The sequence below is a fragment of the Paenibacillus sp. J22P90 genome, from assembly GCF_059692195.1.
The window spans coordinates 1,095,744-1,112,266 of record NZ_JCAUAY010000002.1 but is presented as its reverse complement, the minus strand read 5'-3'; the positions used below and the strand labels follow the sequence as shown (position 1 = coordinate 1,112,266).

The following is a 16,523-nucleotide window of genomic DNA, read 5'->3' as shown; positions in this document are numbered from 1 at the left end:
AGGACTGGAGGTCGGAGGTCTAACATGTATCTTAAAATCAGAGCTTGGCTGCAAAACAGAGGGAATGCGCTTCCGCTAGAGAAAAAACTATCGCACGAGGCAGTCATTTCGCTGCTTATTCATTCCATTTTTCAATTCGGAGCTTCCATGTCAGGGGTGTTTCTTAATTTATACTTATGGCGGTTAACGCATAGTGTTGTTGTGAATGGTACATACAGTATCATCGTGTATATCTTAACTCCGATTGGTTTCGCCATTGGCGGTTATATGATTAAGAAGAAGGATCGTATGGTATCGTACCGGTTGGGAATTATCTTGATTGGTCTCTTCTATTTATGTGTCATTATTGCGGGAGAGCGGCTTGTTGAGTATTACGTTCTGTTTGCGATCTTTAATGGACTTGCAGGAAGCTTCTATTGGGTCGGTTACTTGACGCTCATGTATGATGTGTCAACCGAGCAGAATCGCATTCGATATTTGGCTTATAATATGATGTTTTTTACTGCGGCTACCCTCGCGGGACCTGCACTGGCTGGCTTCATTATTCGTTTAAAAGAAGGTCTAAGCGGCTATACAATCGTCTTCTCGATTGCTTTCGTCATGTTCTTCTTGGCTGCGCTTATCTCTCTAAAGATTAAGGCGTTAGGCGGTCATCATCGGGTGTACTATTTAAAATACACAGGATTGATTATGAAGAAAAAGCAAGAGTGGTCTAAAGCGCTCTTTGGATTTTTTGGTATTGGCTTGCTTCAGGGTATCATGCTGTTTCTACCTAACATTCTTCTATTTAAAGTGCTGCCGCGTGAAGATTTGGTAGGGTATCTAGGTGTTCTTTATTCAAGTTTGAGCATTGTGATGGGGATCTTTATTTCAAAATATGCGAAAGCGAATCGTGCGAGGCTGTATCTGACGATATCGACCGTGGGCTACATCTTCGGCGTCTCTTGTATTATCGGAAGTTTAAATGTGTGGTCCGTGGTTGGATTTATGGTTCTGTATTCCATCTTTGCACCGCTTCAAGGGAACACGATGACTGGCTACTATTACAGCTTGATAGCGAGGCTTCCTCTGAAAGGCGAATTGAAAGTAGAAAGCGTAGTTGTTCGAGAGTTTTTCGTGAATGTAGGTAGGGTTATTTCCATTTTCATTCTGATTACGTTCGGCAGTGACTTGGATAGCGGCATCGTACCTTGGATCCTATTGATCGCCGCTGTAACGCAGTTTGGTATCGTCTGGTCAGTTAAGAATCAGTAGGTATATAAGGATGATAGTCCCTTAATTCGGTTATCCTAGAAGGTAGTGAACTGGAGAAGAGGGGCATCATATAGATGGAGAAAGTGGACAGTGTGATCGTTGGAGGCGGCATTGCTGGTCTTCAAGCGGCGATTCAATTAGGCCGATATGAGCATAAAGTGCTTGTGATTGATGCTGGATATGGCCGTTCAACCCTATGCAGAAGCTATCATAATATTTTAGGTTGGCCTGATGGGGTGTCGGGTGAGGAGCTGCGTCGATTAGGCAGATTACAAGCCGAGAAGCTAGGCGTTGCTTTTGTTCAAGATGATGTTGTACAGGCTGTCGCCAAAGGAAGAATCGGTGATGGCTTCGAGCTGTGGGGAAAAAGTGGTCGAGGCTACGAAGCGAGGACGCTTCTGCTGGCAACTGGCTTAATGGATCGCATGCCTGAGCTGCCGAAGCTGAAGGAATGCTTGGGATTAACTGTGTATGTGTGTCCGGATTGCGATGGCTATGAGATAAAGGATCGAAGTACGATCGTGATGGGATCTGGCGATGCTGGAGCTGCTATGGCGATCAAACTTCGACACCGCACGGAAAGGCTGATCTATGTCAATCACCAGAATCGCGCTGTGAAAAGTGAATATTTATCGGAAATGAAAAATAGAGGCATTACATATGTGACGGAAGATCTTGCAGAGATCGTGACTGATTCACCAGGACGATTTAAGGGAGTCATGTTAAAAGATGGCGGAAATCTTGAAGCGGAGCGGGGCTTTATCGCTTTTGGCGGCAATGAAGTGAAGTCGGATCTGGCACGTCAGCTTGGTGCTGAACGGATGGAGAATCGGCATATTATGACCGATCCTCGAAGTAAGATGACGAGCGTACCCTTCGTATGGGCCGCTGGGGACGTTGGCGTCCACGCGGAGCAAGTGACGATTGCGATGGGGGAAGGCTCCCAGGCGGCGATATGGATGAACAAAGCGCTGCTGCGGATGAATGAGGAAGCGAATGTGCATCGGGTTGTGATAAGGTCTTAGGGTGAGAGAGGTTCGTCCGCAGCCCACACCGCCGCTTGAGCACAGTTTTTGTGCGCAAGCGGCCTGGACGATCATAGTTTAACGCTGGATATTTAAGGGATAGATACGGCTGGAAAAGCTGCCACAACGTGAGCATACTCTTGTAAGGCTTTTTCGCCGCTAGGTGTCAGATGATAGATGCCTCGGCTTTGTCTAACGAACCAACGATAATAGTTTTGCTGCAGAAGCGAGCTCACCTTCATATTGCTAGTATACTCACGGAGTTTACGTGGACTAAGTGGTCCGTGCTGCTGCATGAGAAAGGCGCAATGCAGGGATTTCTCGCGGTACGCTGTCATCAGCTTCTGTTGGGAGCTTCCACCCACATTATAGTCGCCGCTGCGCTCATGAAATTCGGTCATTAGTTTGCCAGAAGCCCTTTTGTTCGGGCGTAAGGTATAAGGTGTAGGCTCACAGACGAGATCGACTGTGGGCTGTTTGCGTTTATAGAATTGAACCGTTAAGACGCCTAGCCCCAACATACGACAAAGTCGCCGAATGTCCTCCCATTGCAGTCGATGGGGGGCTTTTCCTTTATTAGGGAGCTCAAAGGCGACATACACGTCTTGTGTAAGCCTTAGCCGCTCGATGCCTTGAACAAGAAGCGGGATGTTGAAGCCTTTTTTCAGTTCAACAATGACAGGTGGCTCTTCGCCGCGTATCGCGACTAAGTCACAGTGCTTCACTTCCCCGCGGACGGTATAGCCACGCTGCTCGAAGTAGGATTTGATCGGTGCATACAGCTCAGTTTCGCTTTGAATCGGCATGAGGTATTGTCTCCTCTTTTCATGCATGAAATCGGTCAGAACGGCTTTAATTATAGCATAGGTTACGCTAGAATAGGGGGAGATGTACAGGTCAGGAGATGATAGATTTGAGTGAATTGCTGAACGAATGGTTAGGCAAAAAGGTGGCGTGCGCCTGCGGGCAGAAGCATGAGATTCCGATTCGCCGAATTGTGATAGAACGAAATGCGTTGGTTGATGCTGTCGCCTATGTGAGGGAAGCAGGCTATACGGAAGTGACCCTTGTGGCGGATGCGAATACGTATGCGGTGGCTGGGGAGAAGCTTCGCTCGTTATTGGAAGAAGGGCAGATAAACGTTGGCTTGAGCGTCATTCGCGAGAACGGGATGGGGGAAGTGGCTGCTGATGAGGAAGCTATCGTGCAGCTGATGTTGGACACCACACTTACATCACAAGTATTACTCGCTGTGGGTACTGGGACGATTCATGACATCGTGCGTTTCGTCAGTCACCGTACGAATAGGCCGTTCCTATCCGTGCCGACAGCGCCGTCCGTTGACGGCTTTGCGTCTGTGGGCGCACCACTGATCGTTCGCGGCTTCAAGCAAACGATCCCTTGCTCGGCGCCGGAAGCAATCTTCGCCGACTTAAGCATCCTCGCAGCCTCGCCGCAGGCGATGATTGCGGCCGGCGTAGGCGATATGCTCGGCAAGCACACCTCGCTTGCGGACTGGTCGCTCGGCCGCGTGCTGCTGGACGAGCACTACTGCGAGCTTAGCGCTCGGTTGACGTTGGAGGCGGTGGAGCTGGTCACCGCACATCTGGAAGAGATTGCGCAGCGCACCGAGCTGGGCATGCGTCGATTAATGGAAGGCCTGATCCTATCCGGCCTTTCCATGCTCTTGGTCGGCCACTCGCGGCCGGCCTCCGGGGCTGAGCACCATCTCTCCCATTATTGGGAGATGGTGCTTCTGCAGCAGCGCCGCCGGGCGCTGCTGCACGGCGCGAAGGTCGGCGTCGCGACCGTGCTCATGGCGCAGCGCTATCAAGCGCTGCTGGGGCTCACGGCCGACGAGGCCGCTGCGCGCCTAGCGCAAGGGCAGGCCCCGAGTGCGCAGACGGATGCGGAACGCATCCGGGCGGCCTACGGGGCCATGGCCGAAGCCATCATCGCCGAAAATGCGTCGGCGATGGGGGTTGATGCGCGCGCGCTGAGGGCGCGCATCGCGGCTTGCTGGGGCGATGTGCAAGACATCGCCCGCGGGGTTCCGGCGCCTTCGCTGCTTGCTGCGTGGCTCGCGGCGGTGCAGGGGCCGGTGACGCCGGCCCAGCTTGGCGTGGAGCCGGAGCTAGTAGAGGCGTCGCTGCAGGATGCGCTGTTCGTGCGCAACCGGTTTACGATTTTACGCTTACAGCGGCTGCTGTAAGCATGTATAGGGGGTTGTCCCAAAAGTAGCTGGATCTACTTTTGGGGCAGCCCCTTTTTTTGACATGTAAGTAGTAAAGGTCTGACTCATAGAAAGCAAAGATGCAAAAGAGCATCTTTTCCAAGGGAATCTATGTCAACGTTTCAAATAAGTGCAGAAAGGCATCTTTTTGGGGAGAAAAGGACTAGTTGGAGGAGAAAACACAGAAATTGATGCCTTTTTGCATCAATTTCAACTAAAATCGTGTATTTGATTGAAAAAAGTTGCACTTTTGCAATTCTCATTAGCCAGAGAGTAGGTTTAGACACTGGAATCACGTTCCGCATTTCCCCCTCTCATCACCCCAGCATAAAAAATCACAACCCCACTTAATTTTTGCCATCCTCTAATGTGGATTTGTTTTCTATACTGGTAGCGAATGATAGACGGTTCTACATGATGAAGGAGGGGCAACATGAAATTTGCTCAAGAGAAGGTCAGCGATATCCAAATCGCTTATATTGGCGGCGGCTCGATGTATTGGGCTAAAAATCTGATTGCCGACTTGGCGCTGGACGGTCAATTATCGGGCACCATTCGTTTGTATGATCTTGACTACGGCAAAGCCAAAAATAATGAAAAACTGGGTAACTCGGTTTCTGATTATGCAGAGACGAAATCCAAATGGACATACAAGGCGTATCCAACGCTTCAAGAGGCGTTGAATGGATGCGATTTTGTTTTTATCTCGATTCTACCAGGCACTTTTGAAGAAATGGCATCCGATGTCCATGCGCCGGAACAATACGGTATATACCAAGCCGTTGGAGATACGACAGGACCAGGGGGACTGTTAAGAGCTCTTCGCACCATTCCGATGTATGTGGAAATCGCGCAAGCAATTGAGCGATACTCCCCTGATGCTTGGGTGTTTAATTATACGAACCCCATGACGCTCTGCACACGGACGCTTTACGAAGTATTTCCTAAAATAAAAGCGATTGGCTGCTGCCATGAGATATTCGGTGTGCAAGGACTATTGATTCGCATGCTTCGCGATATGGAAGGAATTGAAGGTGTCCATCGCGATCAAGTGAAAGTGAATGTGCTGGGCATTAACCATTTTACATGGATCGATCAAGCGACGTATCACAATATGGACTTACTTCCGATGTATCGCAAGTTTGTTGATAAATATTATGAATCCGGATTTGAACACAACAAAGATGCCTGGGTTACGAACACGTACACGGCGGCGAATCGCGTGAAATTTGATTTATTTCGGCGTTATGGGGTTATTGCAGCAGCGGGTGATCGCCACTTGGCGGAATTCATGCCTCCTTGGTATTTGAAAAATCCAGAGACGGTGCGATCCTGGAAATTTGGTTTAACGTCGGTCCAAAGTCGTGTCGAGAAGCATGCTGCAACGGAATTGTTTTACGGGAAGTTGTTAAGTGGTGAGGAGAAGCTGCCGCTCAAGACATCCGGAGAAGAAGAAGTTAGACAGTTAAAAGGTCTGATCGGTCTTGAACAATTCGTAACGAATATTAATGTTCCTAATGTCGGTCAAATGAAGGGGATTCCGCTGGGCGCAGTTGTAGAAACGAATGCTGTGTTCTCTGCAAATAGCTTGCGTCCGGTCTACGCCGGCGAGCTTCCGATGGAAGTGAATAATCTCGTCTTGCAGCATACGATGAATCAGGAGCTTATTTTGAAGGCTGCTCTCCAAAAGGACAAAGATATGGCATTCAAAGCGTTTATCAATGATCCGTTAGTGACGATCGATATCCACGATGCAGAAGTATTGTTCGATCAGATGCTGCACAATACGAAAGCTTATTTGCCTGGATGGAACATCTGATGGCGGGCCAGCCATGAGTGAAGAAGCAGCGTTATACAGCGAATCCGCCTCCGTAAACCCGCAGGATGATAAAGCAGTTCGCCGGATGATTTTCAAATTGGCAGGTCCATCTTTGACGGAAATGCTGCTTATGAACGCTACGCAAATGGTGATGATGATCCTGGTCGGGCACCTTGGAGCGGTTGCCGTGGCAGCTGTTGGCTTAACCAGCCAACCTTATTCCTTATTAACGGTTCTTTTTGCCGCGTTGAATTCGGGAACAACCGTTATCGTCGCCCGTTCCACTGGAGCAGGGAAGATGGGGGACGCTAATTTGGCTGCAGGGCAATCGCTGTTGCTCGGTACAGTCCTTTCTGTCCTCATTGTTGCCTTCGGCGTTACCTTTGCGGAGAGTTTGCTTCACTTGATGGGAGCCAGCGATGAGGTCGTTCAGATTGGCTTATCCTATGCGAAGATCATGTTCCTCTCGATCGGTTTTTCTTCCATCTCGTCTGCTGTATCCGCTATTTTGCGAGGTTCTGGAGATACTCGAACGCCAATGAAAATCAACGTGCTGACAGGCTGCGTGAATGTGTCCCTTGGGTTTGTGCTAATTTACGGTCATCTCGGTTTGCCCCAAATGGGCATTACAGGCGCAGCGATTGCTACTTTGGCGGTTCAGTCTGGGGCGATGATTTGCTTTATTGCTGTCCTGTTTAGCGGCAAATTTACGGTTCGTATCGGCTGGTCCGAGATAAGTCGTTTGGATCGAGTGATGATTAGCCGAATGTTGCGGATTGGGATACCGAGCAGTCTTGAGCAGTTGATCATGCGCGTAGGGATTATGATGTTTGTAAAAATCAGTGCGGGTTTGGGAACCGTTGCCATCGCGGCTTCGCAAATTGTAACGAGCATCATTGGCATCTCGTTTATGCCGGGTGCTGCATTTGCCATTGCCGCTTCAACGCTGGTTGGGCAGACCCTAGGTGTAAACAAGCCCGATCTTGCTGAACGCTACGTGTGGCAGGTGCGGAAGTACGGCATGATTGTGGCTGGGTTTATGGGAGCGCTTTTCATTTTGTTCGCTCCACATATTCTATCGCTGTATACCAATGACGAAACAATGATTCGTGAAGGAGCTTGGGCCCTTCGGATCGTAGGCTTTATCCAAGTCTCACAAATTTCACAGTTTGTTCTTGGAGGCGCGTTACGTGGAGCGGGAGATACCCGTTATCCCCTGTATTCCACATTCATTGGCGTCTGGGGAATTCGAGTGGTACTGAGTTATTTGTTTGTAGAAGTCTTTCATTGGGGCATGATCGGTTTATGGTGTGCGGTGGCAAGTGATCAATTTCTGAGGTCTAATTTGATTTATTTGAGGTTCAAACGCGGGATTTGGAAGCATCTCAAGGTTTAATAAGCACAAAGGGGACGCGTCAAAATGGGGATTGTGTACGATTCAATTTCGCAAACTTTCCATCTTCAAGGAAAGTCATCGAGCTATATCATGCAGCTGATCAAATCCAAGTATGTGGCTCATGTTCATTGGGGACGCCAAGTGCGCGGCAGCAACCCGGGAGGGCTGCTCGCTATCAGGCGTCGCTGCTCTTTCTCTCCATCTACGGATCCGAATGATCTTACATTATCTTTGGACACCTTGCCGCAGGAATTTCCAGCATATGGCGGGAGTGATTTTCGAGTTCCGGCCTATCAGGTGCAAATGGAAGACGGAACCACAGTCAGTGAACTCGTTTATGAGTCCCACCGGATTTACGCAGGAAAAGCACCGTTAGAGGGGTTACCATCCACCTATACGGAGGATGAAAGCGAAGCAGAGAGTATCGATATCGTATTGTGTGATCCATTGCTCGGATTAAAGGCGATTCTCACGTATACCGTATTTCGTGATTTTGATGCGATAACCCGGTCCGTTCGTTTCATTAATGAGGGAGATCAGTCCATCAAGCTGCTGCGAGCATTGAGCTTCGGTATGGATATGTCACATAGCGATTTCGATATGCTTCATTTATCGGGGACATGGGCGCGCGAGCGTCATGTGGAAAGACGTCCCATTACCACAGGCGGGTCTGTGATAGAAAGCCGAAGGGGATCTAGCAGCCATTCGCTCAACCCCTTCATGGCACTGCTTTCCAAGCAAGCGGATGAAGATAACGGAGAAGTTTACGGATTTAGTCTTGTATACAGCGGAAGCTTCGTTGCTCAAGCCGAAGTGGACCCATATGGAACGACCCGTGTCGTGATGGGCATCAATTCGTTTGATTTTTCGTGGCTGTTGGAGCCTGGTCAAGCGTTTCAAACGCCGGAAGCGGTTCTCGTTTATTCTGCCGAAGGCATCGGCGGGATGTCGCGCACGTATCACAAGCTGTATCGCACGAGATTATGCCGGGGAGCTTTCCGTGATCGTCATCGGCCGATTCTCATCAATAACTGGGAAGCTACATATTTCAATTTTGATGCAGATAAAATAGAAGAGCTTGCGCGAGTGGGCAAGGAGCTCGGTTTAGAGCTTCTCGTGCTAGACGATGGTTGGTTCGGCAAGCGAGACAATGATAAAAGCTCACTCGGCGATTGGTTCGTTGATCGAAACAAGCTTCCACTAGGCATGCCTGATTTGGTAAGCCGTGTGAAAGAACAAGAACTAGAGTTCGGCTTATGGTTTGAGCCTGAAATGGTATCTCCGGACAGTGATCTGTATCGGGCCCATCCCGACTGGTGTCTGCACGTGACAGGCCGACGTAGGACAGAAGCAAGACAGCAGCTGATTCTCGACTATTCACGTCAAGATGTTAGAGATTACATCGTTAAGGTCATCACCGATATCCTTGCGAGCAGCCCCATCACGTATGTGAAATGGGATATGAACCGCAATATGACGGAAATTGGTTCTGCTCAGCTCCCGCCAGAACGACAACGGGAAACAGCACATCGGTATATGCTCGGGCTTTACGAAGTGTTGGATCGGATTACCACCGCATTTCCGCACGTCTTGTTCGAAAGCTGTTCCGGCGGCGGCGGGAGGTTCGATCCTGGGATGCTTTACTACATGCCGCAGACGTGGACGAGTGATAATACGGACGCCATTGAACGGCTAAAAATTCAATATGGCACAAGCATGGTGTACCCAATTAGCACGATGGGCGCGCATGTTTCTGCCGTTCCTAACCATCAGGTGCATCGTATGACGTCGCTTGAGATGCGTGGGCATGTGGCGATGTCGGGTAACTTCGGCTATGAGCTTGATTTGACAACATTTACGCAAGAGGAAAAGGATGCCGTGAAGCAGCAAGTCGCGCTGTATAAACAATTGCGCCCCTTAATCCAGTTTGGGGAGTTTTACCGACTGATCAGTCCTTTTGAACACAATCATGCGGCTTGGATGTTTGTTTCCGAGGATAAGAAGGAAGCGTTGGTCGCTTTTTTCAAAGTGCTGTCAGAGCCGAACGCGCCTCTTAGGAAAATGCGTTTGAAGGGCCTTGCACCAGAGAGCAATTATTTACTTTATGATATGGGAGATCAGGATGGAGTTGTGGAAATATTTGGAGGAGATGAGCTCATGCACGTTGGTCTTAATTTGCCGATCTGGAAGGGCGATTTCCGAAGCCGTCTGTACAGCTTGAAAATGGAGGAATGACAAGATGAAAAAGCTGCGTTTGAGCGATTTGCAGGATAAGAGGAACGGTCATATTTTGCAGGATGTATTACCAGGTGCTTATTTATCGTCGGGCGGCTTGTCTTTCGCGAAACGAGGCGGCCGCAGTCATACGAACGATGGACCTGATGGAAGGGACTATCATGTTCACGGAGATTGTGAAGCGTTCATTATTTTACAGGGAACAGGAACGATGGAGATGAATGGCGAGCATATTCCGGTTACAACCGGAGATATCGTCATTATTGAACCCGGTGAGGATCATCACCTCAATTCGAGTGAGGACGACCCGATTGTCACGGTGTGGTGCCATGCTGGTCCGATTCGGCATAAGAATCAACTGAAGGAGGATGCAGTGTGAACAAAATCATAAACACGGGTACCCATTCTTTTCATTTATCTGGGGAGGATACTGGATTTATTGCCACACTGTTTACGGAAAAGCTGCAAGAAGGAATCGATCTCATCACACTGCGATTGGATGCAGAGGAGGCGTTGACGCCTCCCGTATTTACGCTTCGTTGGTCCCATCCTGCTTGTGACATTCAAGGCAGCTGGCATCCAGCTCAAGACCGTAATAAAAGTTTTAAGGCGGATTGGATGCGCACATTGCGTTCCAATGCTGCTGCGTCGGCACCTGTTTACGCGTTGTTTAATAGCTTGGGGCGCAACAGGCTGACATTTGCCTATTCGGATGCACTTAACACAGTGCACTATTCGGGGGGCATCAGCGAGGAAACGGCTGATTTTCATTGCCGCGTCCAATTGTTTACAGAGACGACGGCGCCATTCCAATCGTATGAAGCGAAGCTTCTCGTAGATACGAGAGATGTTCCGTACTATGAAAGCCTTGATGGCGTTCAAGCATGGTGGAGTGAGATGCCGGAATATCAACCAGCATTCGTTCCTGAAGCGGCGAAAGAACCGATGTATTCGACTTGGTACAGCATGCATCAGAATGTTACAGACGCACATATCGAAGAACAGTGCCGTATCGCCAAAACGTTGGGGATGGAAGCCGTCATTGTGGACGATGGCTGGCAGACGGCAGATAATCGCAGAGGGTATGCTTATTGCGGCGATTGGGAGACCTATGAGGGCAAATTCCCCGATATGAAGCGGCATGTGGATGTGGTTCATGCGTTAGGCATGAAGTTTATCCTCTGGTACTCCGTTCCTTTTATCGGTAAATACAGTAGGGCATGGGATCGATTTAACAATAAAATTCTTCGCTATAACGAAGGACACGGAGCAGCAGTATTGGATCCGCGATACCCGGATGTCAGGGAATACATTATTAATACATATGAAAAAGCGGTTATAGAATGGGGCTTGGACGGCTTCAAGCTGGACTTCATTGATACGTTCTATTCGCCGGAGCTGCAGCTGCCTTCCACAGTGGAAGGTAAGGATTATGAATCGATACCTGCTGCTGTTGACCGGCTACTGACGGACTGTATCGGCAGACTGAGGGAATTGAACCCTGCCATTATGATTGAGTTCCGTCAAATGTATATCGGCCCTGCCATGCGCAAATACGGCAATATGTTCCGTGCGTCTGACTGTCCGAACGACAGCATTCAGAATCGTGTGCGAACGCTGGATCTTAGGCTGATTTGTGGAAATACGGCGGCTCATGCCGATATGATTATGTGGCATCCGGAAGAACCCGTAGAAAGCGCCGCCTTACAATTGATTAACTGTTTGTTCTCGGTGCCGCAGATATCCGTCCTTTTGGATAAGCTGCCTTCCGATCATTTAAAAATGCTGACCTACTGGCTGGCTTTCTGGAAAGAGAACCGCACCTTGTTGCTGGACGGCTCTATTGAGCCTATGAATCCGGAATTATTATATCCGCTAGTCAGAGCTGTACATGAGAATCGAGGGATTGTCGTCGCTTATCAGGAGCAAATTGTGCCTCTCGATGCAGCTACGAAGGTAGCTCAATGGATCGTTGTGAACGGCAGAAGGCAGGACGGACTCTATGTAGAGGTTACGGGTGAAATGGGTACAGCGAAAGTGACCATTCACAATTGCTGTGGTGAAATCACGGAAGAGCTATCTGTCCTGTTGAAGACAGGCATTCATAAGCTTGCCATTCCGGCGTCAGGCCTTGCAACCATATCAATTTGATTTAAAAAAGGGGGATCAGCAATGAACTATGCAGCAAATGAGAGAAGATATGCCGACATGCCGTACAATCGAAGCGGAAAGAGCGGCCTTAAGCTGCCGCCGATTTCGTTTGGATTGTGGCACAATTTTGGCGGTGTCGATCACTTTGAGAATAGTAGAGCGCTAGCGCGTCATGCCTTTGATCTGGGGATTACCCATTTCGATCTTGCCAACAATTATGGTCCACCGACAGGCTCTGCCGAAGAAGTGTTTGGGCACATTTTGAAAAAAGATTTGCAGCCATATCGGGATGAGTTGATCATTGCTACGAAAGCTGGCTATCGCATGTGGGACGGTCCCTATGGAGAGCGTGGCTCCCGCAAAAGCATGCTCGCCAGCCTCGATCAAAGCTTGAAGCGACTAGGCTTGGATTATGTCGATATTTATTATTCGCACCGTTTTGATGCGGAGACACCTTTGGAAGAAACGATGAGCGCACTGGATCAAGCGGTCCGTCAGGGCAAAGCGCTGTATGTAGGCGTGTCCAACTATAACGCGGAGCAAACGGAGCAAGCTGCAGCCATTTTGAAAGGCCTTGGCACGCCGTTTATTATCCATCAAGTTCACTACTCGATGTTCGAGAGAAGATTGGAGCAGGGTCTGCAAGACATTTTAGCAAGAGAAGGTGTGGGGTCCATCGCCTACAGTCCACTGGCTAGGGGACTTCTGACGGATCGTTATTTGGAAAACATTCCGGCGGATTCTCGTGCTGCAGGGGGAAGTGTGTTCCTAAGACCTGAGGATATTACGGAGGAAAAGATTGCGAAGTCTCGTCTATTGAATGTTCTAGCTCAGGAGCGAGGGCAAAGTCTGGCCCAGATGGCTTTAGCATGGGTTCTTCGCAAGGGACATGTAACTTCTGCCTTAATTGGCGCAAGTAAAGTGAGTCAGCTGGATGATAATGTGGCCGCTTTGAAGCAGCCAAATTTTACGCAGGAAGAATTGGACATTATCGATCACATATTAAGTAAATGAGATAAGAACATCGAGTGGACAGTGTCGTCCATTCGGTGTTTTTTTCATTTTCAACAATCATAAAAAATCACAACCCAGTGGAAGTTACCCCATGTAACAGATCAGGCAATCCATGTACCATCAGGACATATGACGTGTAGAAGGAGGAAGAGGAATGGATAAGCAGATGAAGCGGGGAAAGGAAGATTTTGAGGCGCAGATCATGCAGCTGCCCGTTGTGGATACGCACACCCATCTAGTGGGGGATCGACTCTGTGCAGGCGACTTCTGGGAGATTGCCCACTATTTCTGGTTGTTTCGTGAGCTGCAGGCTGCCGGTTACCCGGCGAATGCCATGGAGCTTCCGGAGGACGAACGGATCGCTGCCTTCCTGGAAGCTTACCACGGGTCGAGAAATACGATGATGAATGTGGCCATGACGCATATTTTCCGAGATTTATACGGCATTGTCATCCGTGACGCTGCCTCGGTAAGGGAAGCTGATGCCGCCGTTAAACAGTCTGCGCAACGTGCAACGTGGGCGCAAGAAGTAGCAGACCGATTGAACGTAAAAAGATTCGTCACGAATATAGCGGAACATGCAGATTTTCAAAATATGCGTGAGAATGCCATCCTGATTCCACGAATTGATGGTAAATTAGGCGGTTGGGTCAGTGAAGTCGAGCAATCACATGACCCGGCAGGAGCATTCGCACAAGTGCGAGTGAAACTGGCTCAGCTATTGGATACCTATAAGGAAGCGGGTTACCCGGGCATCATGACCACATTGCCGAGCTATGAAGCTAGAGCGAACCGCAAGGTTGTGGTCGGGCAGGGCAGCACCAAGGATGAGATCTTAATGATGCTTCTGCACGAATTAGGAGCCGCAGCCGAGCAAAGGGGACTACTCATACAGCTATTTCTCGGTGTGGAACGTTCCTGGTGTGGAACAGCCACGCCAGTCAATGATCCAGCTCGCATCCTAAAGCTGTCTGCCTTGTTTGATGCTTATGCTTGTACCTTTGAGCTCGTGGTAGCCTCGGAGCTTAACAATCTGGATATTGTCCAAGCGGCATGGAACTTTCCGAATGTTCATGTTGGTGGACATTGGTGGTTTAACTTCCGAGCGAGTACGTATCGAGATAGTATGCAGTACCGATTAGAGGCGCTTCCAGCGATCAAAAGCTCACTCATTGTTTCTGATGCCAGATGTATGGAGTGGAGCTATGGCAAGATTGTGCTTGTCAAACGGATTGTGAGCGACTTCCTATGGGGGCAGATCGCGGCAGGCTGGATTGATTACGACACGGCGATCTATGTGGCGGAGAATTGGCTGTACCATAGTGCAGCGAAGCGGTATGGCGTATCGTAAAAAAACACAATCCGCTATAAGTTACACCATCGTCGCATCGGAGCAACCCTAGTAAGATGAAGAAGTCAAATCCATGCAGCATGCAAGAAGGGGAGGAAACTATGGCCAGCAAAATACAGCCAGCCGATCAAAACATGTATCAATTCTCATCGCAGAGCCAGAAATGGGCTTTTATGCGAAAACATTGGCCGATTTATGTGATCTCATTACCGGGAATTATTTATTTTTTACTTTTTAAATACATCCCCTTATTCGGTTCAGTCATTGCCTTTCAGAACTACAACATTTTCAAAGGAATTAAAGGAAGCGACTGGGTCGGATTAGAGCATTTTCAACGCATGTTCGCTTATACCGATTTCCTTCAAATTTTAAAAAATACGATATTAATCGGTATTTATGATATGTTTTTCGCTTTTCCAATTCCAATCATCTTGGCTCTGCTCATTAATGAAGTACGCATTATGGCCTATAAACGAATTGTACAAACCGTGGTGTATCTGCCCCATTTCCTGTCGTGGGTCATCGTCGGCGGTATTGTCGTTGGGGTATTGTCGCCTTCCACGGGAATCGTCAATCATTTACTCTCTTTGTTCGGCGTTGAGCCCATTTATTTCTTAGGGGAAAATAGCTATATTCGGACCATTCTCATTAGTTCGGGGATTTGGAAGGATAGCGGTTGGGGGACGATCATCTACTTGGCAGCGATTGCAGGCATTAATCCTGATCTGTACGAAGCCGCACAAATTGATGGAGCTAGTCGCATTCGGCAAGTGTTCTCCATCACGCTTCCAAGCATCTTACCAACGATCGTCATTTTATTTTTGCTTCAGATAGGTAATTTCCTCGATTTCGGTTTCGAACGCGTCTTTGTATTTCTTAACCCGCTCAACAATGAGAATGGGGAAATTATTGATACGTTTGTGTACCGGGCAGGGCTTGTTGATCGTCAATACAGCTACACGACAGCCATCGGATTGTTCAAATCGGTTGTGGGTCTGATGTTAATTATGATCAGTAATATGTTTAGTAAAAAAATGACCGGCGAGGGCTTGTACTGATGCGGAAAGGGACCGGAGGTGAATGGCTATGATTATGACAAGAGGCCATAAAATTTTTAATATCGTCAACATGCTATTGTTAGGTGGCCTTGGATTGAGCATGGTGCTGCCCCTTATTCACATTATTGCCCAGTCTTTAAGCAACAACGCGGCAATTAATGCAGGAGAGGTATCATTTTGGCCTGTAGGTTTTACATTGGGCAGCTATAAACTTATTTTAGAGGATCCGACGATCTGGCTGGGGTTCCGGAATAGCGTCATTATTACGGTATTTGGCACATTCATTAATCTATTTATGACAACTACGCTCGCATATCCTTTGTCCAGACCTGAGTATTTGTATCGTAAAACCATCCTTTTGTTGGTGTTGTTTACTTTAATTTTCAGCGCACCGTTAATTCCTAACTATTTGTTGATCAAGCAATTAGGGATGTTGAATACCCTCTGGGCTTTAATGCTTCCTATGGCAATAAGCGCGTTTAATTTATTCGTAATGCGTTCGTTTTTCCTGAATCTGCCTTCAGAGCTGCTGGATTCGGCACGCATGGACGGGTGCGGAGAGTTCCGGATCCTTTGGAATATCGTCTTGCCGCTCTCTAAACCAGCAATGGCGACTATGGGCATCATGTATGCAGTGGGTCATTGGAACCGTTATGCCGAAGCCGTCTTCTATATCGATCATCGACAATGGATTCCGCTGCAGGTACGGCTGAGGGAAATTGTATTTACAGATCAGATGGGGCAATCGGATGTATCCTCGGAACTTCTGCAGCTCCTATCTCCTGAAGGGATTAAGATGGCAGTCATTGTCGTGGCTACGATTCCAATCCTGTGCGTCTATCCGTTCCTGCAAAAGCACTTTATCCAAGGGATGATGGTAGGTTCGGTTAAATCTTAAAACAGCAAAGATCAGCCACCCTGTGAATGTGAATGGGGTGGTTTTTTGCTCCAATAAGCATGACAGCAAAATCGTAAATAAAGCAACTG

13 protein-coding genes are annotated in these 16,523 nt (G+C 48.4%); 12 read left to right on the top strand and 1 reads right to left on the bottom strand.

Features of this window, described 5'->3' with window-relative positions:
* The first annotated feature begins 24 nt into the window (after window positions 1–24).
* Together AC58UX_RS09550 and AC58UX_RS09545 are read left to right on the top strand one after the other, a co-directional pair.
* Window positions 25–1,254 carry an MFS transporter gene (locus AC58UX_RS09550; RefSeq protein WP_497251793.1) on the top strand — a complete coding sequence of 410 codons (1,230 nt, stop codon included), beginning with the start codon at window positions 25–27 and terminating at the stop codon, window positions 1,252–1,254.
* A 74-nt stretch (window positions 1,255–1,328) separates the two neighbouring features.
* A complete protein-coding gene (locus AC58UX_RS09545; RefSeq protein WP_497251791.1) occupies window positions 1,329–2,279 on the top strand; it encodes an NAD(P)/FAD-dependent oxidoreductase in 951 nt (316 codons plus the stop codon).
* 92 nt (window positions 2,280–2,371) lie between these two features.
* Here AC58UX_RS09545 and AC58UX_RS09540 read toward each other — a convergent pair whose 3' ends face one another.
* A complete protein-coding gene (locus AC58UX_RS09540) occupies window positions 2,372–3,085 on the bottom strand; it encodes a DUF2161 domain-containing phosphodiesterase (RefSeq protein WP_497251789.1) in 714 nt (237 codons plus the stop codon).
* Between the two features lie 98 nt (window positions 3,086–3,183).
* Here AC58UX_RS09540 and AC58UX_RS09535 point away from each other — a divergent pair, with 98 nt between their 5' ends.
* The 10 genes from AC58UX_RS09535 (at window position 3,184) to AC58UX_RS09490 (ending at window position 16,434) form a co-directional block, all read left to right on the top strand.
* Window positions 3,184–4,491 (top strand): sn-glycerol-1-phosphate dehydrogenase, encoded by a 1,308-nt coding sequence (locus tag AC58UX_RS09535; RefSeq protein WP_497251787.1) that lies wholly within the window; start codon window positions 3,184–3,186, stop codon window positions 4,489–4,491.
* A gap of 454 nt (window positions 4,492–4,945) precedes the next feature.
* A complete protein-coding gene (locus AC58UX_RS09530; RefSeq protein ID WP_497251785.1) occupies window positions 4,946–6,331 on the top strand; it encodes a family 4 glycosyl hydrolase in 1,386 nt (461 codons plus the stop codon).
* 13 nt (window positions 6,332–6,344) lie between these two features.
* The gene (locus AC58UX_RS09525; protein WP_497251783.1) at window positions 6,345–7,727 is read left to right on the top strand and encodes an MATE family efflux transporter; all 1,383 of its coding nucleotides are present in this window, start codon (window positions 6,345–6,347) and stop codon (window positions 7,725–7,727) included.
* A gap of 24 nt (window positions 7,728–7,751) precedes the next feature.
* Complete coding sequence (locus tag AC58UX_RS09520) at window positions 7,752–9,962, top strand: alpha-galactosidase (RefSeq protein WP_497251781.1); 2,211 nt, start codon at window positions 7,752–7,754, stop codon at window positions 9,960–9,962.
* Between the two features lie 4 nt (window positions 9,963–9,966).
* Window positions 9,967–10,341: a cupin domain-containing protein gene (locus tag AC58UX_RS09515; protein WP_497251779.1), complete on the top strand. Its 375-nt coding sequence runs from the start codon at window positions 9,967–9,969 to the stop codon at window positions 10,339–10,341.
* Window positions 10,338–12,113 (top strand): glycoside hydrolase family 36 protein, encoded by a 1,776-nt coding sequence (locus AC58UX_RS09510; protein WP_497251777.1) that lies wholly within the window; start codon window positions 10,338–10,340, stop codon window positions 12,111–12,113. Before AC58UX_RS09515 ends, AC58UX_RS09510 begins: the two co-directional genes overlap by 4 nt.
* 21 nt (window positions 12,114–12,134) lie before the next feature.
* Entirely contained in the window at window positions 12,135–13,127 is a 993-nt protein-coding gene (locus AC58UX_RS09505; protein ID WP_497251775.1) for an aldo/keto reductase, read from the top strand.
* 154 nt (window positions 13,128–13,281) lie between these two features.
* Window positions 13,282–14,478, top strand: coding sequence for a glucuronate isomerase (locus AC58UX_RS09500; RefSeq protein ID WP_497251773.1), 1,197 nt, complete (start codon window positions 13,282–13,284; stop codon window positions 14,476–14,478).
* 134 nt (window positions 14,479–14,612) lie between these two features.
* The gene (locus AC58UX_RS09495) at window positions 14,613–15,536 is read left to right on the top strand and encodes an ABC transporter permease (protein WP_497252143.1); all 924 of its coding nucleotides are present in this window, start codon (window positions 14,613–14,615) and stop codon (window positions 15,534–15,536) included.
* 28 nt (window positions 15,537–15,564) lie between these two features.
* A complete protein-coding gene (locus AC58UX_RS09490) occupies window positions 15,565–16,434 on the top strand; it encodes a carbohydrate ABC transporter permease (protein ID WP_497251772.1) in 870 nt (289 codons plus the stop codon).
* Window positions 16,435–16,523 lie beyond the last annotated feature (89 nt).